At 63.4% G+C, this 25,296-nt stretch carries 22 protein-coding genes; 13 read left to right on the top strand and 9 right to left on the bottom strand.

Annotation, left to right across the window (positions count from 1 at the left end):
• Positions 1 to 17: 17 nt before the first annotated feature.
• The gene (locus tag V1289_RS34965) at positions 18 to 3,203 is read left to right on the top strand and encodes an efflux RND transporter permease subunit (protein WP_334402971.1); all 3,186 of its coding nucleotides are present in this window, start codon (positions 18 to 20) and stop codon (positions 3,201 to 3,203) included.
• Between the two features lie 9 nt (positions 3,204 to 3,212).
• Here the strand turns inward: V1289_RS34965 and V1289_RS34970 are convergent, their stop codons facing one another.
• The 3 genes from V1289_RS34970 to V1289_RS34980 form a co-directional block, all read right to left on the bottom strand.
• Positions 3,213 to 4,013: an SDR family NAD(P)-dependent oxidoreductase gene (locus V1289_RS34970; RefSeq protein WP_334402973.1), complete on the bottom strand. Its 801-nt coding sequence runs from the start codon at positions 4,011 to 4,013 to the stop codon at positions 3,213 to 3,215.
• Position 4,014: 1 nt separating this feature from the next.
• Positions 4,015 to 4,569 (bottom strand): carboxymuconolactone decarboxylase family protein, encoded by a 555-nt coding sequence (locus V1289_RS34975; protein WP_334402976.1) that lies wholly within the window; start codon positions 4,567 to 4,569, stop codon positions 4,015 to 4,017.
• A gap of 64 nt (positions 4,570 to 4,633) precedes the next feature.
• Positions 4,634 to 5,578, bottom strand: a complete 945-nt coding sequence (locus V1289_RS34980) for a hypothetical protein (RefSeq protein ID WP_334402978.1) — start codon at positions 5,576 to 5,578, stop codon at positions 4,634 to 4,636.
• A gap of 220 nt (positions 5,579 to 5,798) precedes the next feature.
• On the opposite strand from V1289_RS34980, the gene V1289_RS34985 reads away from it, so the two are divergent.
• The 3 genes from V1289_RS34985 to V1289_RS34995 all read left to right on the top strand — a co-directional run bounded on the left by V1289_RS34985 (position 5,799) and on the right by V1289_RS34995 (position 11,515).
• Positions 5,799 to 9,275, top strand: a complete 3,477-nt coding sequence (locus V1289_RS34985; RefSeq protein WP_334402980.1) for an indolepyruvate ferredoxin oxidoreductase family protein — start codon at positions 5,799 to 5,801, stop codon at positions 9,273 to 9,275.
• Positions 9,276 to 9,398: 123 nt separating this feature from the next.
• A complete protein-coding gene (locus tag V1289_RS34990) occupies positions 9,399 to 9,827 on the top strand; it encodes a hypothetical protein (protein WP_334402983.1) in 429 nt (142 codons plus the stop codon).
• A gap of 101 nt (positions 9,828 to 9,928) precedes the next feature.
• Positions 9,929 to 11,515 (top strand): alkaline phosphatase D family protein, encoded by a 1,587-nt coding sequence (locus V1289_RS34995; protein ID WP_334402987.1) that lies wholly within the window; start codon positions 9,929 to 9,931, stop codon positions 11,513 to 11,515.
• Here V1289_RS34995 and V1289_RS35000 read toward each other — a convergent pair.
• Positions 11,491 to 11,643: a hypothetical protein gene (locus tag V1289_RS35000; protein ID WP_334402990.1), complete on the bottom strand. Its 153-nt coding sequence runs from the start codon at positions 11,641 to 11,643 to the stop codon at positions 11,491 to 11,493. The two genes, V1289_RS34995 and V1289_RS35000, sit on opposite strands and share 25 nt — an antisense overlap.
• A gap of 164 nt (positions 11,644 to 11,807) precedes the next feature.
• Between V1289_RS35000 and V1289_RS35005 the strand changes: the two genes are divergently transcribed.
• On the top strand, positions 11,808 to 12,626 hold the full coding sequence (locus V1289_RS35005; RefSeq protein WP_334402993.1) for an aldo/keto reductase: 819 nt from the start codon (positions 11,808 to 11,810) through the stop codon (positions 12,624 to 12,626).
• 99 nt (positions 12,627 to 12,725) lie between these two features.
• Positions 12,726 to 13,898, top strand: coding sequence for a thiolase family protein (locus V1289_RS35010; RefSeq protein ID WP_334402995.1), 1,173 nt, complete (start codon positions 12,726 to 12,728; stop codon positions 13,896 to 13,898).
• Between the two features lie 76 nt (positions 13,899 to 13,974).
• Here V1289_RS35010 and V1289_RS35015 read toward each other — a convergent pair whose 3' ends face one another.
• Entirely contained in the window at positions 13,975 to 14,193 is a 219-nt protein-coding gene (locus V1289_RS35015; protein WP_334402997.1) for a hypothetical protein, read from the bottom strand.
• On the opposite strand from V1289_RS35015, the gene V1289_RS35020 reads away from it, so the two are divergent.
• From V1289_RS35020 to V1289_RS35035, 4 genes are all read left to right on the top strand, one after another.
• Positions 14,192 to 14,455: a hypothetical protein gene (locus tag V1289_RS35020; protein WP_334403000.1), complete on the top strand. Its 264-nt coding sequence runs from the start codon at positions 14,192 to 14,194 to the stop codon at positions 14,453 to 14,455. The genes V1289_RS35015 and V1289_RS35020 overlap by 2 nt on opposite strands.
• Positions 14,456 to 14,557: 102 nt before the next feature.
• Entirely contained in the window at positions 14,558 to 15,838 is a 1,281-nt protein-coding gene (locus tag V1289_RS35025; protein WP_334403002.1) for an amidohydrolase/deacetylase family metallohydrolase, read from the top strand.
• Between the two features lie 120 nt (positions 15,839 to 15,958).
• Positions 15,959 to 17,002, top strand: coding sequence for a lactonase family protein (locus tag V1289_RS35030; RefSeq protein WP_334403003.1), 1,044 nt, complete (start codon positions 15,959 to 15,961; stop codon positions 17,000 to 17,002).
• A gap of 234 nt (positions 17,003 to 17,236) precedes the next feature.
• On the top strand, positions 17,237 to 17,404 hold the full coding sequence (locus tag V1289_RS35035; protein ID WP_442896214.1) for a helix-turn-helix domain-containing protein: 168 nt from the start codon (positions 17,237 to 17,239) through the stop codon (positions 17,402 to 17,404).
• A gap of 89 nt (positions 17,405 to 17,493) precedes the next feature.
• Here the strand turns inward: V1289_RS35035 and V1289_RS35040 are convergent, their stop codons facing one another.
• The 3 genes from V1289_RS35040 to V1289_RS35050 all read right to left on the bottom strand — a co-directional run bounded on the left by V1289_RS35040 (position 17,494) and on the right by V1289_RS35050 (position 20,308).
• Positions 17,494 to 18,396, bottom strand: a complete 903-nt coding sequence (locus tag V1289_RS35040) for a DMT family transporter (RefSeq protein ID WP_334403004.1) — start codon at positions 18,394 to 18,396, stop codon at positions 17,494 to 17,496.
• Between the two features lie 65 nt (positions 18,397 to 18,461).
• On the bottom strand, positions 18,462 to 19,706 hold the full coding sequence (locus V1289_RS35045; protein WP_334403006.1) for an aminotransferase-like domain-containing protein: 1,245 nt from the start codon (positions 19,704 to 19,706) through the stop codon (positions 18,462 to 18,464).
• A 59-nt stretch (positions 19,707 to 19,765) separates the two neighbouring features.
• The gene (locus tag V1289_RS35050) at positions 19,766 to 20,308 is read right to left on the bottom strand and encodes a DUF3124 domain-containing protein (protein ID WP_334403008.1); all 543 of its coding nucleotides are present in this window, start codon (positions 20,306 to 20,308) and stop codon (positions 19,766 to 19,768) included.
• 271 nt (positions 20,309 to 20,579) lie between these two features.
• On the opposite strand from V1289_RS35050, the gene ribB reads away from it, so the two are divergent.
• The 3 genes from ribB (at position 20,580) to V1289_RS35065 (ending at position 24,121) form a co-directional block, all read left to right on the top strand.
• Positions 20,580 to 21,656 carry a 3,4-dihydroxy-2-butanone-4-phosphate synthase gene (gene ribB, locus V1289_RS35055; RefSeq protein ID WP_334403010.1) on the top strand — a complete coding sequence of 359 codons (1,077 nt, stop codon included), beginning with the start codon at positions 20,580 to 20,582 and terminating at the stop codon, positions 21,654 to 21,656.
• Between the two features lie 172 nt (positions 21,657 to 21,828).
• Positions 21,829 to 23,043: an acyl-CoA dehydrogenase gene (locus V1289_RS35060; protein ID WP_074279823.1), complete on the top strand. Its 1,215-nt coding sequence runs from the start codon at positions 21,829 to 21,831 to the stop codon at positions 23,041 to 23,043.
• Positions 23,044 to 23,203: 160 nt separating this feature from the next.
• A complete protein-coding gene (locus tag V1289_RS35065; protein ID WP_334403013.1) occupies positions 23,204 to 24,121 on the top strand; it encodes an MBL fold metallo-hydrolase in 918 nt (305 codons plus the stop codon).
• Positions 24,122 to 24,238: 117 nt separating this feature from the next.
• Here the strand turns inward: V1289_RS35065 and V1289_RS35070 are convergent, their stop codons facing one another.
• The gene (locus tag V1289_RS35070) at positions 24,239 to 25,090 is read right to left on the bottom strand and encodes a DUF1499 domain-containing protein (protein ID WP_334403015.1); all 852 of its coding nucleotides are present in this window, start codon (positions 25,088 to 25,090) and stop codon (positions 24,239 to 24,241) included.
• Positions 25,091 to 25,296: the final 206 nt, after the last annotated feature.

Consider the following 25,296-nt stretch of genomic DNA (forward strand, 5'->3'; position numbering starts at 1 on the left):
CCGCCCGGGGGCGTACCATGAATCTGTCAAAATTCTTCATCGACCGGCCGATCTTCGCGGGCGTGCTGTCGATATTGATTTTCCTCGCCGGCCTGATCTCGCTGGTTTCGATGCCGATCTCGGAATATCCGGACGTCGTGCCGCCGTCGGTGGTGGTGCGCGCGAGCTATCCCGGCGCAAATCCCAAGGTCATCGCCGAGACGGTCGCCACCCCGATCGAGGAGCAGATCAACGGTGTCGAGGGCATGCTCTACATGAGCAGCCAGGCGACCACCGATGGCGCCATGACGCTGACCGTGACGTTTCGGCTCGGCACCGATCCCGACAAGGCGCAGCAACTGGTGCAGAACCGGGTGCAACAGGCCGAACCGCGGCTGCCGGCGGTGGTCCGCCAGCTCGGCATCATCACCAAGAAGAGCTCACCCGACCTCACGATGGTCGTGCATTTGTTGTCGCCGAACAACCGCTACGACATGACGTATTTGCGCAATTACGCCGTGCTCAACGTCAAGGACCGCCTGGCGCGGATCGACGGCGTCGGCGATGTCCAGCTCTATGGCGCCGGCGACTATTCGATGCGGGTGTGGGTCGATCCGCAGAAAGCCGCGGAACACGGGCTGACCGCCAACGACATCGTCAAGGCGATCCAGGCGCAGAACGTCGAAGCCGCCGCCGGCGTGGTCGGTGCATCGCCCAGCGTCAAGGGTCTCGACCTCCAGCTTTCCGTCAACGCGGAAGGCCGCCTTTCCACCGAAGAGCAATTCGGCGACATCGTCGTCAAGGCCGGGGCGCGCGGCGAGGTGACGCGGCTGCGTGACGTCGCGCGCATCGAACTCGGTGCATCGGAATACGGCCTGCGTTCACTGCTCGACAACAAGCAGGCCGTGGCCATTCCGATCTTTCAAGCCCCGGGGTCGAATGCGCTGCAGATATCGGACAGCGTTCGTGCGACGATGGCCGAGATCAAGAAGAACATGCCGGAAGGCGTCGAATACCAGATCGTTTACGATCCGACCCAGTTCGTTCGCTCGTCGATCGAAGCAGTGATTCACACGCTGCTGGAAGCGGTGGCGCTGGTCGTTCTGGTGGTGATCCTGTTCCTGCAGACCTGGCGGGCATCGATCATCCCGCTGCTGGCGGTGCCGGTGTCGATCGTCGGCACGTTCGCGGTCATGCATGTCTTCGGCTTTTCGATCAACGCGCTCAGCCTGTTCGGACTGGTGCTAGCGATCGGCATCGTGGTCGACGACGCCATCGTCGTGGTCGAGAACGTGGAGCGCAATATTGAATCCGGCCTGTCGCCGCGCGACGCGACCTACCAGGCGATGAAGGAAGTATCGGGGCCGATCATCGCCATCGCAATGGTGCTGATTGCGGTGTTCGTGCCGCTCGCCTTCATCAGCGGCCTGACCGGGCAGTTCTACAAGCAGTTCGCGCTGACCATTGCGATCTCGACCGTGATCTCGGCGGTCAACTCGCTGACGCTGTCGCCGGCGCTGGCGGCCCTTCTCTTGAAGGGGCACGACGAACCCAAGGACGGGCTGACCCGTATCCTCGACAAGGCCTTGGGCTGGTTCTTCCGCGGCTTCAACCGCGCATTCACCCGCTCGTCGGAAAACTACAGCCGCAGCGTGACCGGCGTGATCTTCGGCAAAGCCATCGTTATCGGATTATATGTCGTGCTGGTGGGTGCGACGGCCGTGCTGTTCAAGCAGGTGCCGAGCGGCTTTGTGCCCGGCCAGGACAAGCAATATCTGGTCGGCTTTTCCCGGCTGCCGGACGGCGCGACGCTTGATCGAACCGAGGAAGTCATTCGCAAGATGAGCGACGTCGCGCTGACGCAGCCCGGCGTGCAGAGCTCGGTGGCATTTCCCGGGCTGTCGATCTCCGGCTTCACCAACTCCTCGAATGCCGGCATCGTATTCTCGACGCTGAAGCCGTTCGACGAGCGCAAGGATCCCGCGCTCAGCGGCAACGCGATCGCGGCCGACCTGAACAAGAAATATGCCGGCATCCAGGAGGCGTTCATCGCCATGTTCCCGCCGCCGCCGGTCAACGGTCTTGGCACCATCGGCGGATTCAAGCTGCAGATCGAGGATCGGGCAGGGCTCGGCTACGAGGCGCTCAACGAAGCGACCAAGGCCTACATGGCGGCAATGTCCAAGGCGCCGGAAATCGGCGGGCTGTTCTCGAGCTTCCAGGTCAACGTCCCGCAGCTGTTCGCCGATATCGACCGGACCAAGGCGCTGCAGCTCGGTGTGGCCGTGACCGAGGTTTTCAACACGCTTCAGATTTATCTCGGCTCGTTCTACGTCAACGACTTCAACAAATTCGGCCGCACCTATTCGGTCTATGTCCAGGCCGACGCGCCGTTCCGCGCGCGGGCGGATGACATCCGCCAGTTGAAAGTGCGCTCCGCGTCCGGCGACATGGTCCCGCTCTCTGCATTGCTCAGGATTCGTCAAAGCGCCGGTCCTGAACGCGCCATCCGCTACAACGGTTTCCTGTCGTCCGACATCAACGCCGCCGCGGCACCCGGATATTCATCCGGGCAGGCGCAGGAGGCGGCGACACGTATCGCGGCCGAAACGCTGCCGCCCGGCTTTGCCTTCGAATGGACCGACCTGACTTATCAGGAGTTCATCGCGGGCAATTCCGGCATGTGGGTTTTTCCGCTGGCCATTCTGCTCGTTTTCCTGGTGCTGGCCGCGCTCTATGAAAGCCTCACGCTGCCGCTGGCGATCCTCATGATCGTGCCGATGGGTTTGCTGGCCGCGATGTTCGGGGTCTGGCTGTCGAAGGGAGACAACAACGTCTTCACGCAGATCGGCTTGATCGTGCTGGTGGGTCTGTCGGCCAAGAACGCCATCCTGATTGTCGAATTCGCGCGCGAGCTCGAATTCGCCGGGCGTTCGCCGATTCGCGCGGCGATCGAAGCCAGCCGCCTGCGTCTTCGCCCGATCCTGATGACGTCGATGGCGTTCATCATGGGCGTGCTGCCGCTGGTGCTGTCGACCGGCGCCGGCTCCGAAATGCGCCGCGCCATGGGCGTCGCCGTGTTCTCCGGCATGATCGGCGTGACGGTCTTCGGCCTGTTCCTGACGCCGGTGTTCTACGTGCTGCTACGCAGCGCCACCGGCATGAAACCGCTGACGCATCACGGCGAAGGCAGCACCATTGTCGGGAAAGCCCACGCCGCGTAATCGGAGCAATTATCCGCGCCGCACGCTGGCGCCGCCGTCCACCGGCAGCGTCACGCCGGTAATGAAACTCGCTTCATCGGATGCCAGAAACAGCGCGGCATTGGCGACGTCCCAGCCGGTGCCCATCTTCTTGCGCAGCGGCACCTTGGAGTCGCGTTCGGCCTCGACCTCGGCGCGGCTCTTGTTGAATTCGCGGGCGCGGGTGTCGACCGCCATCGGTGTGTTCATCAGGCCGGGCAGGATGACGTTGGCGCGAATGCCGTACTGCGCGTTCTGGTAGGCGAGCTGTTCGGTGAAGGCGACCATCGCCGACTTGGTCGCCTTGTAGGCGACGTAAGGATACGTCGTGATCACGGCCATCGAGGAGATGTTGATGATGCTGCCGCTGTTTTGCGCCCGCATGATCGGGATCACGTGCTTGGCGGCGAGGATGCAGCTCTTGAGGTTGATCGCGACGCAGCGGTCGAAGGCCTCTTCGGTGATGTCGAGCAATTCGGCGTCGCCGCCCGACAGGCTGACGCCGACATTGTTGTGCAGGATATCGATGCTGTCCCAGCGTTTGTGCGCGTCGGCCACCATCGCCTTGATCTCGGCATCTTTGGTGACGTCGGCCTTGAAGGCGACCGCCGTGCCGCCCTTGGCCGCGATCATGTCGACGGTTTCCTGGGCGGATTCGAGATGGTGATCGACGCACAGCACCCTGGCGCCTTCGCGCGCAAAAGTCAGGGCGGTGGCGCGGCCGTTGCCGATGCCCTCGCCGGGGCTCTGGCCGGCGCCGACGACGATGGCGACACGATCTTTCAGGCGCATCTCATTCCACTCCCGGGATCGGGTACTGTTGCAGTACCTCTTTGTAATAGGGCTCGTTGTCCATCTTCATGGTCGCGAGCACGCGGACCACAGCGCAGTAGAAGGCGATGGTGAGCACGAGATCGGTCATGTGCTCGTCGGAGAGTTCCTGCTTGATCTCGGCGAAAGTCTTGTCCGACATCGAAAGCTCGCGCACCATTTCGCGCGCGCCTCTCAAGATTGCTTTCGCCAGCGGTTCCAGCTTCGAGGGTTTGCCCTCGGTCTCGGCCATCATGCCCTGGATGTCGTCGTCGGTGACGCCGAAATCCCTGCCGATCTTCACATGATGGGTGAATTCATATTCGGATTTTTCCATCCAGCCGACCTGCAGGATCGCAAGTTCCCGCAAGCGCGGATCGAGCTTGCTCTTGAAGCGGATGTAGCCGCCGATGCCGGAGAAGGCGCGCGCCATGTCGGGCGAGTTGACCAGCAGCTTGTGCAGATTGGTGTTGCGCTTGAGCATGTCGCGATATTCGGGGGCGACCTGATCGGCTTCGAGGTAGGGCAGGCGGGCCATATTGTTGTTGTCCTTGTTGGCGCGATCGCATCGCGATGCCCGATGCGACGAATAGTTATTTCAGTCAGCCATAGAGCTGTTTGTGCTCGCGCTGGTAATTGGCGTAGGAATCCTTGATGCTGGCGAGGTTGAGCAGCATGGTGGCGACCGGCTTGCCGTCGGCGGCGAACACCGTGGTGCGCACCCACATGCTCTCGGTGCGGCGGCTGCCCGAGAGTGCGACCACTTCGCGTTCGGTAGTGTAGCTCTCGCCGACGAAAATCGGCCCGCTCAGCAACCGGATTTCCTGGTCCGCGAACAGTCCGACGGCGGGGCCGCGGACCGGCAAGCGGTCCTCGCGCGCGCGGTATTGAAACAGCACGCTCAGCATTTCGAAGGGGATGATCGGCCGGCCCCAGGGATTGTCGCTTCCGGAATAATAGGCTGATGGCTTGGCGATGACCTTCAGCTTCTCGCGCAGCGAAAACGGATAGAGATCGCCCATGTTCTGGTCGAAATCCATTTTCACGGTCTGGCGGCCGGTCTTCATACCGACCTTGAGATCGCCGAGGATCACGGGATCGGCGAGCGGCTTCAATTCGCCGAGCCGCTGGTGCAGCGCCGTTTCCGTTCCGTCCTGACCGACCGACGCGGTGCCGCGCAGGATCTCGGTGCCGTCACGCTTGGTCATCCCGATCGCGCAGGATTTTTCGCCCGGCTTCGGCGTTGCGATGTTCGCCTGCACCTCCTCGCCCTCGAAGGCGGGGTTGCGATAATGCGCCGACAGACAACCGGTTTCGAACCACGCTATGCCCCAGATTTTCTCGCAGAGCGGCGCGAACTGGCTGAAATGGGTCGGCCCCTCGATGGTGCCGCCCTGAAACCCCAGTTTTTGCGCGGTGGCATCGTCGTGAATCGACGCGTGGGAGTCGTAGACCTGGGCGTGGAGCATCTGCGCCGGCCGCCGCCACGGCCCGAACAGCGCATTGTCGCGTTCCGTTATCTCGGTATTGAACGCTGCTGACGTCATCCTTCGCCTTTCCTTGGGTCTCTCCCTTTACCGCCAGCGTTTCAAAGATGCGTGGTTTCGGCAAGAGCCATTGCCGGACTCCGCGCGCACCGAGATATGCCCTGCAGCCATGGAATGAAGCTGTGCACGCATAGCAAAACCGGTGCATTCTGTTTCCGAACGAGACCGGTTCGAACAACCGGCAAGAAACGAAACGGCTGATGCGGACGGGGAATAGGCAATGGCGTTGATGGAAGTTGGGCTGGACGACAAGTACCGGCTGGATGCGAAGCGCATATTTTTGTCCGGTACGCAGGCGCTGGTCCGGTTGCCGATGCTGCAGCGCGAACGCGACCGCGCGCAGGGTCTCAACACCGCAGGTTTCATCTCCGGCTATCGCGGCTCGCCGCTCGGCATGTACGATCACGCGCTGTGGCGTGCAAAGTCCTTCCTCAAAGAGCACGACATCGAATTCGCGCCGGGCCTCAACGAGGATCTGGCGGCGACCGCGGTGTGGGGCAGCCAGCAGGTCGGAATGTTTCCCGGCGCCAGGGTCGATGGCGTGTTCGGCATCTGGTACGGCAAGGGACCCGGCGTCGACCGCTCCGTCGATGCGCTCAAGCACGCCAACTCGGCCGGCACCTCGCCCAATGGCGGCGTGATTGCGCTGGCCGGCGACGACCATGGTTGTCAGTCCTCGACGCTCGCCCATCAGAGCGAACAGGTGTTTGCGGCGGCGCTGATGCCGGTGGTCAATCCCGCCACGCTGCAGGATTATCTCGATCTCGGCATCCTTGGCTTTGCGCTGTCGCGTTATTCCAGCTGCTGGGTCGGCTTCAAGGCGATCTCCGAGACGGTGGAAAGCTCGGCCTCGATCGTCAGCGACCCGGACCGCATCAAGATCATCCTGCCCGACGATTTCGAGATGCCGCCGGGCGGGTTCAGTATCCGCTGGCCCGATGCGCCGCTCGATCAGGAGCGCCGGCTGCACGGCCCGAAGATGAACGCGGTCGCGGCCTTCACGCGCGTCAATCGCTTCGACCGGATCGTGCTCGATTCGAAGCCGGCGCGGCTCGGCATCATGGCGACCGGCAAGGCCTATCTCGATCTGCGGCAGGCGCTGGCCGATCTCGGCATATCCGATGCGGAAGCGCAGGCGCTGGGGGTGCGCATCTACAAGGTGGCGCTGACCTGGCCGCTGGAGCAGGCCGGCGCCCGTGCCTTTGCCGAGGGCCTGCAGGACGTGCTCGTGGTCGAGGAGAAGCGCGGTTTTATCGAAGATCAGCTCCTTCGTATTCTTTACAACGTTGACGCTTCAAGACGCCCGTCCGTCGTCGGCAAGCGCGACGAGACCGGCGCGCCTCTGCTGCCGAGCGAAGGCGAGTTGACGCCGACGATGGTAGCTGCTGCGGTTGTTGCGCGGTTGCGCAAGCTCGGGCATCGCAGCCCCGCGCTGGAACAGCGCCTTGCCAAGCTTGAGGCGTTCGACCGGCCCGCCGATGCGGTCGGCGCGGCAAAGCTGCAGCGCACCCCGTATTTCTGCTCGGGTTGCCCGCACAACACCTCGACAAAGGTGCCCGAGGGCAGCCGCGCGATGGCCGGCATCGGTTGTCACGGCATGGCGCTCTCGGTGCCGAGCCGCCGGACCGCGACGATCTCGCATATGGGCGCGGAGGGCGTCACCTGGATCGGCCAGGCGCCGTTCACCAGCGAACAGCACGTGTTTCAGAATCTCGGCGACGGCACCTACACCCATTCGGGCCTGCTGGCGCTGCGCGCCGCTGCAGCCGCCGGCGTCAACATCACCTACAAGATCCTCTACAACGACGCGGTTGCGATGACCGGCGGCCAGCCCGCCGAGGGCGGCTTGACGGTGTCGCAAATCGCGCATCAGGTTTCGGCCGAGGGCGCGAAGCGCCTGGCTATTGTCTCCGACGAGCCCGAGAAATATCCGGCGAATTATTTTCCGGCCGGCGCCACCGTGCATCACCGCCGTGACCTTGATGCCGTGCAGAAGGAATTGCGCGACGTCAAGGGTCTCTCGGTCCTGATCTACGACCAGACCTGCGCGGCCGAAAAGCGCCGGCGCCGCAAGCGCGGGCTCTATCCGGATCCGCAAAAGCGCGTCTTTATCAACGAGCGCGTCTGCGAAGGCTGCGGCGACTGCTCGGTAGCCTCCAACTGCGTCTCGGTGCAGCCGCTGGAGACCGAGCTCGGCCGCAAGCGGCGGATTGATCAATCGAACTGCAACAAGGATTTTTCCTGCATCGAGGGTTTCTGCCCGAGCTTCGTCACCGTGCATGGCGGCAAGCTGCGCAAGGCCGACCGCACCGCGGCCGATCCGTCGGCGCTGTTCGCCGATTTGCCGCTGCCTTCGGTGCCGGCGCTGGATGGCGCGTTCAATATCCTGGTCACCGGTATCGGCGGCACCGGCGTCATCACCATCGGCGCGCTGCTCGGCATGGCCGCCCATGTCGACGGCAAGGCCTGCTCGACGCTCGACTTCACCGGCTTGTCGCAGAAGAACGGCGCGGTCATGAGCCACGTCCGCATCGCGCCATCGCCGGACGATCTCGCCACCGTCCGTATTGCGCCGGGCGGCGCCAACCTCATCCTCGGCTGCGACATCGTCGTCGCCACCAGTATTCCGGCGCTGAGCCGGGCCGAGCGCGGCGTCACGCGGGCGATCGTCAATGTCGATCTGCTGCCGACCGCCAGCTTCGTGATGAATCCCGACATCGATTTCGAAGCCGGCACGATGCGCAATTCGCTCAACGAGGCCGTCAGCGCGTCCGATCTCGACATCCTCGACGCCACTGGCCTTGCCACTGCGCTGATGGGCGACAGCATCGCCACCAATTCCTTCATGCTCGGCTTTGCGTTCCAGCGCGGTACCATTCCGCTGTCGCTGGAAGCAATCATGAAGGCGATCGAGCTCAATGGCGCCGCGATCGAGATGAACAGGCTGGCGTTCTCGTGGGGCCGGCTCGCCGCGCACGATCTGCAACGCGTGGTCAGCGCCGCGCGCTTCAAGAATTCGGGGGCGGCGCCGGTCAAGCGGACGCTTGATGAGGCGATCGCCTTCCGCGTAAAATTCCTCGCCGACTACCAGGACGAGGCCTATTCGGCTCGCTATCTCGCGCAGGTCGAGCGCGTTCGCGCCGCCGAACTGTTGGCCGCGCCCGGATCGCATGAACTGACCGAGACGTTTGCCAAAGGCCTGTTCAAGCTGATGGCCTACAAGGACGAATATGAGGTGGCGCGGCTTTATACCGACGGCGAATTCGCAAAGGCGCTGAAGGAGCAGTTCGACGGCAACCCCGGCGTCAAGGTCAGCCTGGCGCCGCCGCTGTTGGCGCAACGCGACAAGACCACGGGACATCTGCGCAAGCGCGAATTCGGTCCGTGGGTATTCGGCGCGTTCAAGATGCTGGCGCGCCTCAAGTCGCTGCGCGGCAGGGCGTTCGACATCTTCGGTTACACCGCCGAGCGCCGGATGGAGCGGGCGCTGCCGGGCGAGTATTCGGCGATGATCCTCGGGCATCTCGATGGCAAGAAGCCGATCGACTGGCTACGGCTGGTGGCGCTGGCGAAAGCGGTGGAGCAGGTGCGCGGCTATGGCCACGTCAAGGAAGCCAATGTTGCGCGCTATCGCCAGGAATGCGCGCGGCTCGAAAGCGCCCTCGGGCAGCCGGTCGCCGCGGAAGCCGCCGAATAGGGCCGGTTTCACCCGCTGATGGCATAGTTCACCGGTAACCTTGCCGGCAGGATCGGCTGGAATTGCCGGGCCGGCTCCCTACATGATGCCTGTTGGAGTTTTAGTCATTTCAGGAGGCCGCAGATGGTCCTGAAAAGCACTTTTGCCGTCGCGCTTTGTACCGGGCTTTTGGCTTTGAGCGGCCTGGCGATGGCTGATGACTACCGTCCCGATGAGTTCCTCGGCCTCGACCTCTCCAAGGCGGTATTGTCGCCGAAGCGTCTCGGCCCGGATACCGAATTCGCGCCGGTTCCGGTCGAAGCCAAGGCCGAGCGCCGCGACGGAGCGCGCGGCGAACTGAGCGCCGATCGCAAGATCGTCCGCACGACCAAGGTGACGGTTGCGCACGTCGAGCATCCGCGCGGCGCGGCGCGCGTCAACGAACATTCGCGCGGCGCGGCCCGCGTCAAGCTTGCGAAGCGGCACAGCAATCCGCTCGATGCGCAGGCGCGCGATACGCGGATCCAGACCTGGCCGTGCAGGTCCGGCGGTATCTGCAACTGGCAGCGGTAAGGCTTTCGTCTTCGCTGCGAGTCATCCATCTGTCGTAAAACCGTAAGTCGGGAGTCAAGTTGAGCGGGCATCTTTCGTCGTGATTCGACGAAGGTGGCTCAATGACGATTGCGATACGCGCGAAGCAGGGCCTGACGCGACGTCAGCTGTTGGTCCGTTCGGCGTCGACGGTCGCGCTGGCCGGATTGGGGGGAGTTGCAAAGCCTTATCTCAGCCGTGCGGCGGATCGTCCGGGCATCGGTTGCGGGATTCAATCCGGCGACGTCTCGGCGGAATCAGCGGTGATCTGGGCGCGGGCCGACCGGCCGGCGCGGATGCAGGTGGAATGTTCGACCGTCGAAAGTTTTGCGAGCATCCTGCGCACCGGCTCCGCCGATGCCTTGCCGGACAGCGACTTCACCGCAAAACTGCTGCTCGACGGCCTGCCGTCCGGGCAGGATATCTTTTATCGGGTGCGGTTTGAAAGCATCGACACGCGCGGGATATCGGGCGAGACCCAGACCGGGCATTTTCGCACCGCGCCGACGAAGCAAGGTTCGGTCTCGTTCGTCTGGTCGGGTGATACCTTGGGCCAGGGCTGGGGCATCGATCCCGCGCGCGGCGGCTTGCGAACCTATTGCACCATGCGCGACAATCGCCCGGACTTCTTCATTCATTCCGGCGATCACATCTATGCCGATTGTCCGGTACCGTCCGAATTGAAGCTGCCGAACGGCGCGGTCTGGCGCAACATCGTCACCGAAGAAAAATCCGTGGTCGCCCACAGCCTGGCGCAGTTCCGCGGCAACTACAAATACAACTGGCTCGACGACAATTTGCGCGCCTTCCATGCCGAGGTGCCGATGCTGGCGCAATGGGACGACCATGAGGTGACCAACGACTGGTCGCCGGTCGGCTCTGCCGACGAGACCGGCTATGCCGAGGACGGCACCTCAAATCTGGTGGCGCGCGCCCGCCGCGCGTTCCACGAATTCATGCCGATGCGCGCCATGCCCGAGCGGGATGGCCGGGTCTATCGCAAGGTCGCCTATGGCCCGCTGCTCGACGTGTTCCTGATCGACATGCGCAGCTACCGCGATTCCACCTGGAACAAGCGCGACGACAAGAGCGAAACCTTTATTCTCGGACCTGCGCAACTGGCCTGGCTGAAACGCGAACTCGCGGCGTCCGACGCGACCTGGAAGGTGATCGCGGCTGATTTGCCGATCGGGCTGGTCAGCGAAGACGCCATCGCGCTCGGCGACGGCCCGCCGCGGCGGCGCGAATGCGAGATCGCCGATTTGCTGTCATTCATGCAGCGCGCCGGCATCCGCAACACGGTGTGGCTGACCGCCGACATGCATTATACGGCCGCGCATCATTACGATCCGAACCGCGCGGTGTTCCAGAATTTCGAGCCGTTCTGGGAATTCGTCTCAGGTCCCTTGCATGCCGGAACCTGGGCGCCCGGCGAGCTCGACAACACGTTTGGCCCGAAGGCGATGTTCCAGAAGGGCTGCACGGCCGAGCAGGGCGAGAATCTCGCGCCCTGTTTCGGGCTGCAGTTCTTCGGCCGCGTCGATATCGACGGCGAGAGCGAGATCATGACCGTGACCCTGAAGGATGTCGACAACCGCGACCTATGGTCGGTCGATATCGAGCCGCGGCCGGACGCGCGGCCCGGTCAGATGCTGGCGCAGCATATCTGAGCGGCGCTTTCGCTTGACGTTTTGGTGGGCGTCACCAGCCAGTAGCCGCCCACGACCAGCAGCGTGGACAGCAACAGCAGCGTGCCGGCCACGCCGAGAATGATCGCCGGCAATTCATGCGATTCCAACCACTCTCGCATCGCCCTGACCATCGCTATGCTGACCTTATCTTGATTTGCACGCCGCCTTGCCGGCATTCTATCCATTAGCGGCTTGTCCCCCTCAATGAAATACCCCGTTCACGTGGCTTTCGCTGCGCATGCGGGTGTTTTGACGTCTTCAGGAGTAACCCATGGAACATCTGCAAACTCAGGGCATCAGCGTGCCCAGGCTCGGGCTCGGCACCTTTCGCATGCAGGGCGATGCCTGCCGCGCCGCGGTCGAGAGCGCGCTGGGGCTCGGCTATCGTCATATCGACACCGCCGAGATGTACGGCAACGAGGACGCCATTGGGGCTGCGCTCGCAGCCTCCGGCGTCGCCCGCAAGGATTTGCATATCACGACAAAGGTCTGGAACGAGAATCTGGCGCCGGAAGCGATCCGCCGGGCGTTCGACGTCTCCTTGAAAAAGCTTGGGCTCGATCAGGTCGATCTCTATCTCGTGCATTGGCCGTCGAAGAACATGAACCTGCCGGCGATTTTCGAAACCCTGATGAAGCTGCAGCAGGAGGGCCGCACCCGCGCCATCGGCGTCGCCAATTTCAACATCGCGCTCTTGAAGACGGTCGTCGAGGACATCAAGGCGCCGATCGCCTGCAACCAGGTCGAATATCACGTGATGCTGGACCAGACGCCGCTGCGGAAATATCTCGCCGCCAAATCGATCCCGCTGGTGGCCTATTGCCCGCTGGCGCAGGGCCGCGCGGCCTCGGACGAGGCGCTGGCCGCAATCGGCGCTAAGCACAATGCCAGCGCCGCGCAGGTGGCGCTGAAATGGCTGCTCGACCAGGATGGCACCGCCGCGATCCCCAAGGCGTCGCGGCCAGAGAGCCAGCAGGCCAACCTCGACGCGCTGAAGCTGAAACTCGATGACGCGGATCGCAAGGCGATTGCGGGGTTGCCGAAGGGCAAACGCTGTGTAAATCCGGGCTTCGCGCCGGCGTGGGATTGAGGGCGATTCCTTCTTTTTCCGCCCGCCGAAATTCAGGTTTTAGCTACACACCGGCTGTGGTTCCGTCCATACTGGGCCACATCCAAGGGAGGTCAAGAAATGCGTGAAGCCGTTATCGTTTCCTATGCACGTACCGGACTGGCAAAGTCCGGCCGCGGCGGGTTCAACATCACCCCGCCGATGTCGATGGCGGCCCACGCCATCAAGCACGCCGTCGAGCGCGCCGGCGTCGACAAGGACTATGTCGAGGACTGCTATCTCGGCAATTGCGCGCATGGCGCGCCCAATATCGGCCGTCAGGCCGCGCTGCTCGCCGGCATGCCGAAATCCACCGCCGGCGTCTCGGTCAACCGCTTCTGCTCCTCGGGCCTGCAGACCATTGCGATGGCTGCCAACTCGATCCGCTCGGACGGCGCCGATTGCATCGTGGCCGGCGGCGTCGAAAGCATCTCGATCCCGGGCGGTGGTTCGCCGAAGGAATCGATCGATCCGGACCTGCTGAAAGCGGCGCCCGACATCTTCATGGCGATGATCGACACCGCCGATATCGTCGCCGAGCGTTACAAGCTCAGCCGCGAATACCAGGACGAGTACTCGCTGGAATCGCAGCGCCGCATGGCCGCCGCCCAGCAGGCCAACAAGTTCAAGGACGAAATCGTCCCGATGAAGACCAAAATGAAGGTGGTCGACAAGGCGACGAAGGCGGAAAGCATCGTCGACTATGTCGTCGACAAGGACGAGTGCAACCGGCCGGACACCACGATGCAAGGCTTGGCAAAACTCGAGCCGGTGAAGGGCCCCGGCAAATTCGTCACCGCCGGCAACGCCAGCCAGTTGTCGGACGGCGCGGCCGCCGTCGTGCTGATGGAAGCCAAGGACGCGGAGAAGCGCGGCCTCAATCCGCTCGGCCGCTTCGTCGCCTGGGCGGCGGCGGGCTGCGAGCCGGACGAGATGGGCATCGGCCCGATCTACGCCGTGCCGAAGCTGCTGAAGCGCCACGGCCTCAAGGTCGACGACATCGATCTCTGGGAGCTCAATGAGGCGTTCGCCAGCCAGTGTCTCTATTCGCGCGACCAGCTCGGCATCGATCCCGAGAAGTACAACGTCAATGGCGGTTCGATCGCGATCGGTCATCCCTTCGGCATGACCGGCGCACGGCTCACCGGCCACATCCTGCAAGAGGGCCGTCGGCGCAAGGCCAAGTGGGGCGTCGTCACCATGTGCATCGGTGGCGGTCAGGGCGGCGCAGGGCTGTTTGAGATTTACAGCTGAGACGCTTTAGTCGTTTTAGTCGTGCGCAAAGAAAATGGCCCCGCGAGGGGCCATTTTCCGTTCAGGCGTGTCGGTCTCAGTAGTCGCGATGCCGCTTGATGACCGTGACCCGGTCATGATCATGACGCCATCCGCGATGCCAGCCGTTGTCGCGGTGCTCGCGATATTCGGCACGCGCGCCGTAGCCGTGATGATAGCCGCCGCGCTTCACCACGATGGTTTCGGCGCTTGCAATCGACGGCGCCGCAATGGCGATCGCGCCAAGCGCGGCTAAAACATATCCAAACTTCTTCATGATGTTCTCCTCGGTTGAGCTGATTAAACTGCGCATCGATGCGAACGTTCCTCGGGAACCCGAAGAGAATTCTGAACAGATGTTCAGCAACGTTCGGCATTATCCTCGTCATCCTGAGAGCCTGATTCAGCAAGCGATCATCAAACTCTCTGTTCGTCATGCCTGGCCTTGTGCCGGGCATCCACGTTCTTTGTGTTGCCCGGAAGCAAGGACGTGGATGGCCGGGACAAGCCCGGCCATGACGGAAAGCGCCAATCGATGATCGCCTGATACACCAGCTCGTCGATCTTCCGCCGGCAACTTGCGCAAAGCCGGTCCCCGGCGCATCATCATCGGATAAAAATACATCAGGGGGAGCGCTGCCATGACCGGGTTTTCTCGCCGTCATTTTCTGAGCCTGACAGGATCGGCCGCGGCCGCCGCACTCACCGGAGGCGCCAACGCCGCGATGGGTCCGAACGACAAATTCGACCTCGTGATCAAGGGCGGCGACGTGCTCGATCCCAGCCAGTCGCTGCGGGGCAAACGCGACATCGGCATTCGCTGGGGCGTGATCGAGGCGATCGAGAACGAGATCCCGGCCGTCCGCGCCTCGAAGACCATCGACGCCGCGGGCAAGCTCGTGACGCCGGGCCTGATCGATCTGCACTGCCACGTCTATCCCTATGGCTCCGCGATCGGCATTCCCGCCGACGAATTGGTGCAGTTTCAGGGCACGACTACGGTGGTGTCGGCGGGCGACGCCGGCGTCAACAATCTGGCGGCGCTGCGCCGCTACATCGTGGCGCAGTCGCGCGCGCGGATTTACGCCTTCGTCCATATCGCCAATAACGGCCTGTCGGCCTTCCCGATCGCCGAGCTCTACAATATCGACAACGCGCAGGTCGAAGCCTGCGCCATGGCGCTAGCGGAAAATCCGGATTTCCTGATCGGCGTCAAGGTGCGGATGTCGGAGAACGTAATCTACAAGCATGGCCTCGAGCCGTTGAAGCGCGGCATCCAGGCCTGCGAAATGTGCGGCTGGCCGGCCAAGATGATGGTGCATATCGGCGGCGTCGAGACCGGCGCGCTGATGTCGGATATTCTCGACCTGTTGCGGCCGGGCGACGTCCTGACCCACGCCTATTCCGGCGCGCCCAACAACGCGGGTGCCTTCACCAACATCGTGCAGGACGGGAGGCTGTTGCCGGCCGCGCTTGCCGCCAAGCAGCGCGGCGTAATTTTTGACGTCGGCCATGGCGGCGGCAGTTTTGACTTTACGGTAGCGGAAGTCGCGATCCCCGCCGGCTGCACGCCCGACACAATCTCCTCCGACATCCACGTCTTCTCCGGCAATTCGCCCGGCATGCCCTATCTGCCCAACGTGATGAGCAAATTCATGGCGATGGGCTTTACGCTGGAGCAGGTGGTGACGATGGCAACCTCAGCGCCCGCCAAAATCATCAACCGCGCGCCGAAGATCGGTACCCTGCAGTTGGGAGCACCTGGCGATGTCGCGATCCTGGATGTGGTGGAGGGGCCGGTCACTTTCGTCGACACCCGCAACAACAAGCGCGACGGCAAGGTTCTGTTGAAGCCGGTGCAGACCGTGATCAACGGCGTGCCGTTCGGCCGACCCTATCAATCGCCGTTCGCGGTGAGGTAGGTAGCGCTTCGATCGCGCCAGCAATCAGACAGTCGGCATAAAGCGGGAGACGCTATGCGAACGCGCGTGAATCTGAATCTGGTATTTGGTGTGGCGGCTCTATTGGGGACGGGAGGCTTCATGTCGGCTGCGAATGCTGCCACGTTCGTGTATGTCGGAAATGCCGATAGTCAGGACATCAGCGTTCTCGAACTCAAATCGAGCGGCGATCTGACGCCGGTTGAAACAGCGGCGGTGCCGGGCCCTGCCAAACCCGGCAGCTCGCTGCCGCTTGCGGTCAGTCCCGACAAGAAGCGCCTCTATGCCGGTTTGCGCAACGAGCCCTATTCCGTCGTGACGTTTGCGATCGACGCCAGGACCGGCAAGCTGACAGCGGTGGGCCCCGGTCCGCTGGCCGACTCCATGGCGTATATCGCGACCGACCGCAGCGGAAAATATCTGTTCAGCGCTTCCTATGGCGGCAACAAGGTCACGGTCAATCCGATCGGGAAGGACGGCGTGGTGCAGCCGGCGCTGCAGATCATGCCGACGGATCCGAATGCGCATTGCATCATGGCCGATCCGTCGAACCGTTACGTGCTGCACACCAGCCTCGGCGGCGACCTCGTCTACCAGGAGAAATTCGACGCCAGGACCGGAAAGCTGACCCCCAACGATCCGCCGAGCGTAAGCATCAAGGCCAAGGCAGGCGCGCGTCATCTGGTGTTTTCGCCGAACAGGAAGTTCGTCTATCTGGTCGATGAGCTTGACGCGTCGATCTACGTTTTCCCGTGGGACGCCAAGACCGGCACCCTGAAGAAGGAAGTCCAGGTCACGACGGCGTTGCCGAAGGGATTTGACGGCAAGCCGTGGGCGGCGGATATCCACCTCACGCCGGATGGCAGATTTCTCTACGCCTCCGAGCGCACCACCAGCACGCTTGCGGCCTTCGGCGTCGATCCCAAAACGGGAATGCTGACATCAATCGATTCCTACCCGACCGAAAAACAGCCGCGCAGCTTCAACATCGACCCTACCGGCCGCTATTTGCTGTCGGTCGGCCAATTGTCCCACAGCATGACGAGCTACGCGATCGACAAGGCGACCGGCAAGCTCACCAAGCTCAGGGAATATCCGGTTGGCAAGAACCCCAACTGGGTCGAGATCGTCAGCTTCTCGCGGTAGCGCGGCAGCCTTGTATCGGCGGGGCCCCGCGATCTTTCGCCGGCCCGGCCCGTCATTTGATCCGCATCAATGCGGCGACCCGCGCGCATGGCGACCATGGCCAAAGCCAAAGGGTTGCGCGTGGCAAGCAGCGAAAGCCGATCCCGGGTGGAGGCTCCGCCGGAGCGTCCTGTGCGGGCACCCCTGCATGGGCTCGACGGGCTGCTGTCGCACGAAACCGAGTTCCTGAGGTAGCTGGGCGGGCGCGTGCGCGAAATGCGTGCGCTGCGCAGCATGTCGCGCCGGGAGCTGGCGCAGAGGTCGGGCCTGTCGGAACGCTATGTGGCGCAGATCGAAGCCGGCAAAGGCAATGTATCGATCGTGCGGCTGCTGCGGATCGCGCTCGTGTTTCGCTGCGGATAGGAAAGGCTTCGATGGGATGCTGTTCGCGGCGCTCGGCTGGTCCGGTTTCGACGATGCCGCGGAGCAGCTTTGCGAGTCAATGTCGAGTTTCACGTCTCCGGATGATTTGATCCGCCGGCCATTCGCCGCTGCGCGCTGATATCGCCGATTATGTCGGCGACGACCGCACCCATCACCAGCGCGCCGCCGATGAGAACCCGGGGCGCGGGGACCTCGGCAAACGCCAGCCATACCCAAAACGGCATCAGCGGGGTTTCCAGCGTGCCGATCAACGTCGCCTGTCCGGACGGCAGCCTGCGCGAGCCCAGGATGAACAGCGTCAGCCCCAGCGCGACCTGAAAGAATCCGAACATCGCCAGCACGAACAGGTTGTTTCCCGTTACGCCGGTAATCGCATGCGCGAAGGGAATGCTGACAACGCTGCCGAGAAAGTTCGACAATGCCGCCGCAGCCACCATCGGCGTGTGCTTGTACGTCCGGATGGTGACGGTCATCGCTGCGATCGCCGTCGTCATGAGGCAGGCCAGGGCGATCCCGAGCAAATCGGAACTGGCGCTTGTATTGCCGACGATGATGGCAACGCCGCAGAGCGCCACGAGGCTGGCCACCATGGTTTGCCAGCGCGCGGCCTCCCGCAACCATATCCAGGCGAATGCCGCGGCGACGAAGGGGCCGGTTGCGATAATGATCGCGACATTCGATACGCTGGTGAGTTGCAGGGCGGGAATGAAGCACACCATGCCCAGCGTCGAGAGCGAGGCGACCAGCCAGCCGCCCTTTCCCATCCGCAGCAGGTCCTTGAGGTCGGCCCGGCCCTGCGTCAGCACCAGGACGGCCGCGATCAGGCCGCCGCCGAACAGCCCGCGCCAGAACAGGATCGTCCAGGAATCGAGCGGAAGCAGTTTTGTGAAGAATGGCGCCGTGCTCCATGCCACTGCGGCGGCGACGACGAGGACGATGCCCGTGCGGCGTTGCGAAGCGGTTTCCGTCATCAAGGAAATCCTCTGAGCACTGCCCCGCGGCTACAGGACACCGGTCTGGCGAGCCGCCTGATGGTTCAGGCCCGGGCCTGCTTCTCTACATTCGCGCTCCGCGCCGGCACGCCGAACTCCCTGCGGCACACTTCGGCCAGCACGGCGACGCCTTCGCGGATTTGCTGATGCGAGGGGCTGGCAAAGCACAGGCGCAGCCGGCTGCCGGAATAGGCCTTGTTGGTTGACCATTCCGGCCCCGGGTTGATGGAGACGCCGGCGGCGAGCGCCGCCTGATAGAGTTTTAGCGTATCGACATTGTCCGGAAGCTTCACCCACAGGAAGATGCCGCCCGCAGGCGCCTCGAACTCGGCCGAGGTGCCGAACTGCTCGTTCAGCGCCTCCATCAGCGTGTCGAGTTTGGCGCGCAGGCCGCGTGTCAGTTTCGGCACATGGGTGGAAAAGTGCGGCGCGCAATATTCCGCCAGCACCATCTGCTCCAGCGCGCCACTTCCGGCGTCGGTTTTCAGCGCCAGCATCCGCGACATCATCTCCCAGGGCGCCACGATGAAACCGACCCGCAGCGCCGGTGCGATCGATTTGGAAAACGAGCCGATATGGATGACGCCGCCGTTCCTGGCCATGGCGTAGATCGCGGGCGGGCGCTGGCCGTTCCAGATCAGATCGGCGTAGCAATCGTCTTCGAAGATCGGCACGCCGTATTGTTGCGACAGCCTTAGCATCTCGGCGCGCCGCGTCTCCGGCAGGATGCTGCCCGTCGGGTTCTGCACGGTCGGGATGGTGTAGATGTATTTCGGTGTGATGCCGCGGCTTTTGTGGTCGGCCAATGCTGCCGCCAGCGCATCCATCCGCATGCCCTGATCGTCGAGCGGAATGCCGACCGCGTTGACGCCAAGCCGCGTCAGCCGGTTCAGCGAACCCTGATAGGTCTCCTGCTCGATCAGCACGGTATCGCCGCGCGCCAGCAGCGTCTGGTTGACGAGGTCGAGCGCCTGCAGCGAGCCCGAGACGATCAGGATGTCGTCGGCGCTGCAGTCGATCCCGGCATCGCGCTTGAGTTTTTTGGTCAGGAATTCGCGCAGGGGAAGATAGCCCTGCGGACCGTGGGCGAGGTTGTAGGTCGCGAGGGCCTTGCCTTCGCGCCTGAGCACGGCAGTGACCGCGTCGACCAGGCCATCGACCGGAACCTGATCGGGGTCGTTGTTACCGCCGACAAAGCTGTACTTTGCCAGTCCGGTCCATCGCGCCGCGGGCGCGGGCAACCCCGCCGGAAGCAGGGGCGCGAAATCGAAACGTGCGGCGGTAGACATGAACATTCACTCCCGTTTTGTTTTCGTTGAGAAAGCGGTCTGCGCCGCCTTCTTGCAGTCTAGTTCTTCCCGACGATCCGGATCGGCCGCCCCTGGCTGATGAAGGCATAATGCCCGGCGCCGACGCCGCCGACCATCAGCGCTTCCACGGCGGGCTCCGCGATCTCGGCCGTCGCGGCCCAGTCGACCACGAAATTGGCGCCGGTGCCGCCGCGGACGTCCGTGGCGGCGATGGCAACCTCGATCGTCGCGAACGGCTTGAGCGCGATCGGTGTCTTGAGGTAGCTTTCCACCACCTTGCCGGATGTGTCGAAATAGGCGATCCGCTTCAGCACCAGCGGCCTGGTTTCCGAGGCGTTGTGGACGCTGAGCGTGACCGAAAAATCCGCCCGCAGCTTGCCCTGGCTCATCGACACGCTGGAATAGACCGGCACGTAAAATGAACCGGAAACGGCGAGGTTATCGGCGGGCACCGCGGTAAGCGATCCGGCAAAATTCTGCTCGATCGTGCCGGAGGTCTCCGCCGCGGCGCGGGGCGAATGCAGGATCGGCAGACTGACCAGAATCGCGAGAAAGAAGCCCGTTATGCGGCTGTGACACATCGCTGGTTTGCCCCTCACATCCCGCATGACAGGTGGAAAATTCCGTGAAAAACGCCTACGGTCTGTTTCCGGCGCCCGCTTCTTGCTTTTTATGGCATGCGACCATGGCGATTGTAACCGGACCTCGTCAATGATTTTTCCTGTCCGGGCCCGCCCGTAGCATGCCGTTCTGCGGCGCCCCGTCAGCGACGTTCTGCCCTGCGTATTGACGCTGGCGCGGGGTTCCGAGTCCGGCTAATGCACTTCCTGAAAAGGGAGAGATCCGAACAAAATGGCCGATACGATCCAGGAAGTTCTGCAAGCCTTTGCCCGCGGCGAACTCGTCGTCGTCACCGATGATGACGACCGGGAAGGCGAGGGCGATTTGATCGTCGCGGCTTCGCTGTGCACGGCCGAGAAGATGGCGTTCATTATCCGCCACACGTCCGGCATTGTCTGTGCGCCGATCACCACCGACGATGCGCGCCGGCTGCGGCTCGATCCGATGGTGGCGCATAACGAATCCAGTCACACCACCGCGTTTACGGTTTCAATCGACTACAAGCCCGATGGCGGCACCGGCATTTCCGCCGACGAACGCGCCTCCTGCTGCCGCGCGCTCGCCAATCCCAATGCCGGCGCCAATGATTTTGCGCGGCCCGGCCACATCTTCCCGCTGATCGCCCGCGACGGCGGCGTGCTGCTGCGCTCCGGCCACACCGAAGCGGCCGTCGATCTCTGCAAGCTCTCCGGCCTGCCGCCGGTCGGCGTCATCTCCGAGTTGATGAACGACGACGGCACCGTGATGAAGGGCGAGCAGGTTGCGCGCTTCGCCGCCACCCACATGCTCAAGCACGTCACGATCGCTGACATGATCGCCTATCGCCAGGCGCGCGAAAAACTGATCGAGCGGGTCGCGACCTTTACGACGGATAGCCCGATCGGCCCGTTGCAGGGCTATGCCTATCGTTCGCCGTTCGATGAAATCGCGCACGCCGCGTTCGTCTATAACGGCATCGGCGACGGCAAGAACGTGCTGACGCGGCTGCACAAGCCCAATATCGTAAAGGACCTCTTCACCGGCCAGGCGCGGATGCAGATCGTGCTGCGGCATTTCAAGGATGCCGGCCGCGGCGTGCTGGTGTATCTGCGCGACGGCGCCGCCGGGGTTCCGGTCGAGCCGGTGGGCGAACAGAAATCCGCGGAGGCCGATCGCAACCGGCAGTGGCGCGAAGTCGGTGTCGGGGCGCAAATCCTGCGCGACCTCGGCGTCACCTCGATCCGGCATCTGACGTCGTCGGTGCACGACTACAAGGGACTGTCCGGTTTCGGCATCGAGATCGTGTCCAACGAGCGGCTCGAGGAATGAACGTAGTCATTCCGGGGCGCATCGAAGATGCGAACCCGGAATCTCGAGATTCCGGGTTCGATGCTTCGCATCGCCCCGGAATGACAGAGCACCCAATTCAATTGCGCTTCCGCCGATAGCGCATTAATTTGGCCAGCAATTCCATGAGGACAGTGATGCGAAAGGGATTTTCATGAGCGTGCGCCCTCAGACCAAGGACAAGCCGACTACCGCGAGCTTTCAGTGGGACGATCCGTTCCTGCTCGACGAGCAGTTGACCGAAGACGAACGCATGATCCGCGACACCGCGCGCGCCTACGCGCAGGATAAATTGCTGCCGCGCATCACCAAAGCCTATCTGGAAGAAAAGACCGATCGCGAGATTTTCAACGAGATGGGCGAGCTTGGCCTGATCGGCATCACGCTGCCGGAAGAATATGGCTGCGCCAATGCCAGCTACGTCGCCTATGGCCTCGTGGCCCGCGAGATCGAGCGCGTCGATTCCGGCTACCGCTCGATGAATTCGGTGCAGTCGTCGCTGGTGATGCATCCGATCTACGCCTATGGCGATGAGAACCAGCGCAAGAAATATTTGCCGAAACTGGCCACCGGCGAGTGGGTTGGCTGCTTCGGCCTGACCGAGCCGGATGCCGGTTCCGACCCCGGCGGCATGAAGACCCGCGCCGAGAAGGTATCCGACGGCTACCGGCTGACCGGCAGCAAGATGTGGATTTCCAACGCGCCGATCGCCGACGTGTTCGTGGTGTGGGCGAAATCGGCCGCGCATGACAACCAGATCCGCGGCTTCATCCTCGAAAAGGGCATGAAGGGCCTGTCGGCGCCGAAGATCGGCGGCAAGCTCTCGCTGCGGGCCTCGATCACCGGCGAGATCGTGATGGATGGCGTGGTGGTGCCGGAAGAAGCACTATTGCCCAACGTCTCCGGCCTGAAGGGACCGTTCGGCTGTCTCAACCGCGCCCGCTACGGCATTTCCTGGGGTGCGATGGGCGCCGCCGAGGACTGCATGCACCGCGCCCGGCAATACACGCTCGACCGCAAGCAGTTCAACCGGCCGCTGGCGGCGACACAGCTGGTGCAGAAGAAGCTCGCGGACATGCAGACCGAGATCGCGCTCGCCCTGCAGGCCTCATTGCGCGTCGGCCGCCTGATGGACGAAGGCAAGATGGCGCCGGAAATGATCTCGATCGTCAAGCGCAACAATTGCGGCAAGGCGCTCGACATCGCGCGCGTCGCCCGCGACATGCATGGCGGCAACGGCATCCAGATCGAATATCACGTGATGCGCCACACCGCGAATTTGGAAACCGTGAATACCTATGAAGGCACCCACGACGTCCACGCGCTGATTCTGGGCCGCGCGATCACCGGTATCCAGGCGTTTTCGTAAGCTTCTACTACTCCGACCTCATCCTGAGGAGCCCGCGTCTTCGCGGGCGTCTCGAAGGATGGCCGCGCGACAAATCTTGCCCGATGCTTCGAGACGGCCCTGCGGGCCTCCTCAGCATGAGGGTTCGGTGGGAAGCGCGCGTTACATACAGGTATCCCCCATGGCCGATAACGACGACATCCCGTTCAACCGCGACTTCCCGCTCAAGCCCGGTGTGGCCGAGGAAGCCCGCCCCGGCGTGCGCCGCGTTCTCTGCAACAATCCGAGCCCGTTCACCTTCACCGGCACGGTCAGCTACATCGTGGGCAAGGGCAAGGTCGCGATCATCGATCCCGGTCCCGACGACGAGGCGCATGCCAAGGCCTTGCTCGATGCCGTCCGCGGCGAGACCGTGACGCATATTCTGGTCACCCATACCCATCGCGATCACTCGCCGAACACCGCCAGGATCAAGGCCGCGACCGGCGCCACCGTCTATGCCGAAGGTCCGCATCGCGCCTCGCGGCCGCGCTTCGAGAGCGAGAAGCACAATCCGGAATCCGGCGCCGACCGCGACTTCAAACCGGATGTCGAGGTGAAGAACGGCGACGTGATCGAGGGATCGGGCTTTGCGCTGGAGGCGGTCGCGACACCCGGCCACACCGCCAATCACCTGGCGTTCGCCTGGCCCGAGCGGAAGATGAGTTTCGTCGGCGACCACGTGATGGGCTGGTCGACCTCGATCGTGGCGCCGCCGGACGGTTCGATGATCGACTACATGGCGTCGCTGGCAACGCTGGAGAGCCGGCCGGAAGATTTGTATTTCTCGGGCCATGGGCCGGAAATTCAGCAGGGCCCGCGCTTCGTCCGGTTTCTGACCCGGCACCGCAGGGCGCGCGAAGCCTCGATCCTGCATCGCCTCGCCAAGGGCGAAACCGACATTCCGACCATGGTGCGCGCGATCTATATCGGCCTCGACCCGCGGCTGTCGGGCGCCGCCGGCTATTCCGTGCTGGCGCATCTGGAAGACCTGGTCGCGCGCGGCATCGTGGCAACCGATGGCGATCCCGTGATCGGCGGCAACTATCGGATGGCTTGATCGGAGTCATTCCGGGGCGTGCGAAGCACGAACCCGGAATCTCGAGATTCCCCGATGCGCAATTGCGCATCCGAGGTTCGCGCTAATGCGCGCCCCGGAATGACGCGCTTTCGCGCGTCACTTCTTCACCGTCTTCGGCAGCGTCTTCGCCGGCGCCTGCGGCTTCTTCGGCACCACCGGCTTGGCGTTGTCAACGGCGTTGTTGATGTCATCGATCAGTTTGGTGACCCGCGCGGCGTTGCTGCCGAGATCGCTGTCGAAATAGCGTGACGCCGAGCGGATATCGACCCGCGAATCCTCGCCGTCGGGGGTGACGCGAATCGAGACGTCCTCGCGGAATCCCATGATCGGCGTCCGCGCCACCGCCTCGATGCGGCCGATGCGGCGCGGCAGCTGCGGCGGCCGCTCGTCGATCACGAGCCATTTGCGTTTGGCGACCAGTTGCAGCGCGACGTCATAGGCCCGCTGCACCGGCACTTCGAGTTCCACGGTCTCGATATCGGGATAGGCTTGCCGCTGCTGCTCGGCCGAATAGAGTCCGGTATAAACCGCGGAATTGGCGCCTTCGCCGCTGCGCAGCCGCGCCAGCGCCTCGAACCGCGGCGGATCGATCGGATCGGTGGTGATGTCGTGGATCGGCGGCAGCCTGCGATATTGCAGGCCGAGATAGGCCGGGTAGGCGAGGATGACGGCGTCGATCAGGAGCGCCAGCAGGATCCGGCTCATGCCGCGCGAGCCGTTCTGCCAGATCGCGGCAAAGGCGGCCAGCCCGACCAGGATGGAGAGCCCGGCGCAGGCCAGCGCGCCGAAGAACGTCGCCAGCGCCGGCTTCATCTCGAGGAAGCCGAAGCGGACGATGATGATGGAGACCACGACCGCCACCAGCGAGAAGATCGCGAGGTTGCGCGCCCATGTGGCGAGGCTGGACACGGGCTCCGACTGGTAGGGAGCGGAAAACCTGCGGGCCATCGGTCAAATAACTGCTGGTTGGAACCTGGCCGGGGCCAAAAAAGCCGGGCTGCTGGCCAGTGTGAGACCACGGACTAAAGGCAAATTCAAGGGTGGATTGGGGGTGGTGCGTAGTCTAACGGAGCGGGACTTCTTCCTTCTCCCCTTGTGGGAGAAGGTGGCCACAGGCGGCCTCCGGCCGCCGTTCTTCTTTGCTAGGACGCCGA

The organism is Bradyrhizobium sp. AZCC 2289 (genome assembly GCF_036924615.1).
In the GTDB taxonomy this organism is placed as follows: Bacteria; Pseudomonadota; Alphaproteobacteria; order Rhizobiales; family Xanthobacteraceae; genus Bradyrhizobium.